Genomic DNA, 1,517 nt, shown 5'->3' with positions numbered 1-1,517 from the left:
TACCAGCCGATCCCGGTGACCGACGAGGCCACCACCCAGCAGGCCCTCCAGATCCGTGAACGCACGGAGGACTTCCCCGGCATCACCGCGGAGCCCACGGCCGTCCGCCGCTACGCCGCGCCCGGTCTCGCCAACACCTCGCAGGTGCTCGGCTATCTCTCGCCCGTCACCGACGAGGAGATCACCAAGGCGCAGGACACCCTCTCGCCGTACCTGCGCTCGGACCAGGTGGGCCGCTCGGGCCTGGAGCGTACGTACGACAAGGAGTTGCGCGGCAAGGCCGGCGTGACCCGCTACGAGGTCGACAACCTCGGCCGCGTCATCGGCCAGGCGATGAGCGACGAGGCGCGGCCCGGCGCCAACGTGGTCACCTCCGTGGACGCGCGCGTGCAGGCCGTCGCCGAGTACGAACTCCACAACGCGATGAAGACCGCCCGCAAGGAGATCGACCGCAACACCGGCGTGAACTACAAGGCGGACTCCGGTGCCGTGGTGGTGATGGAGGCGAAGACCGGCCGGGTGGTGGCGATGGCGTCCCAGCCGACGTACGACCCCAACGCGTGGGTCGGGGGCATCTCGGCCAAGGACTACGCGAAGCTCACCGGCAAGAAGTCCAACTTCCCGCTCCTGAACCGGGCGATCCAGGGCCAGGCGGCCCCCGGGTCCATCTTCAAGGTCATCTCCTCGACGGCCGCCGTCAACGCCGGGTACGACTTCAACGGCAGCTACCCCTGCCCCAGTTCGTACTCCGTCGGTGGGCAGGTCTTCAAGAACTTCGAGTCCCAGGGCTACGGCAGCATCACCATCGGCAAGGCCCTGGAGGTCTCCTGCGACACCGTCTACTACGGGATCGCGCACAAGGAGTGGCAGAAGGACGGGGGGATGAAGCCGAAGAAGAACCCCGGCGACTGGTTCTACAAGACCGCCCACCAGTTCGGTCTGGGCAAGGAGACCGGCATCGACCTCCCCAACGAGGTCACCGGGCGGGTGCCCGACCGGCAGTGGAAGAAGAACTTCTGGAAGGCCAACAAGGCCTCCTGGTGCAAGCAGGGCAAGAAGGGCGGCACGTACGTCGAGCAGATCGCGTACGAAGGCTGCCTCGAAGGCGACCGGATGCGCGCGGGTGACTCGGTGAACTACTCGATCGGGCAGGGCGACACGCTCGTCACGCCGATCCAGATGGCGACGATCTACTCGGCCATCTCCAACGGAGGCACGCTCTTCAACCCCACCGTCGGCAAGGCGATCATCAGCGCCGACGGCAAGCGGGTCGAGGAGATCGCGCCCAAGGCGCACGGCCGGCTGCCGTTCGACCGCAAGACGCGCGACGAGATCGACGAGGCGCTGGCGGGCGTGGCGACGCGCGGTTCGGCCGCGTGGCGGTTCGGCGGCTGGCCGCAGGACAGGATCCCGATGCACGCCAAGACCGGTACCGCCGAGGTCTACGGCAAGCAGACGACCTCGTGGTTCGCCTCGTACACCAAGGACTACACGATCGTGATGACGATCTCCCAGGG

At 67.4% G+C, this 1,517-nt stretch carries 1 protein-coding gene; it reads left to right on the top strand.

The features are described 5' to 3' along the window. The coding region (mrdA, locus tag GT042_RS04415) for a penicillin-binding protein 2 (RefSeq protein WP_161307370.1) at positions 1-1,517 on the top strand (1,517 nt) is incomplete at both ends.

Origin of the sequence: Streptomyces sp. SID3212, from assembly GCF_009865405.1 — a bacterium.
Lineage (GTDB): Bacteria > Actinomycetota > Actinomycetes > Streptomycetales > Streptomycetaceae > Streptomyces.
The sequence above is the reverse complement of the archived record's forward strand: the minus strand, read 5'-3'. Positions and strand labels throughout refer to the sequence as shown.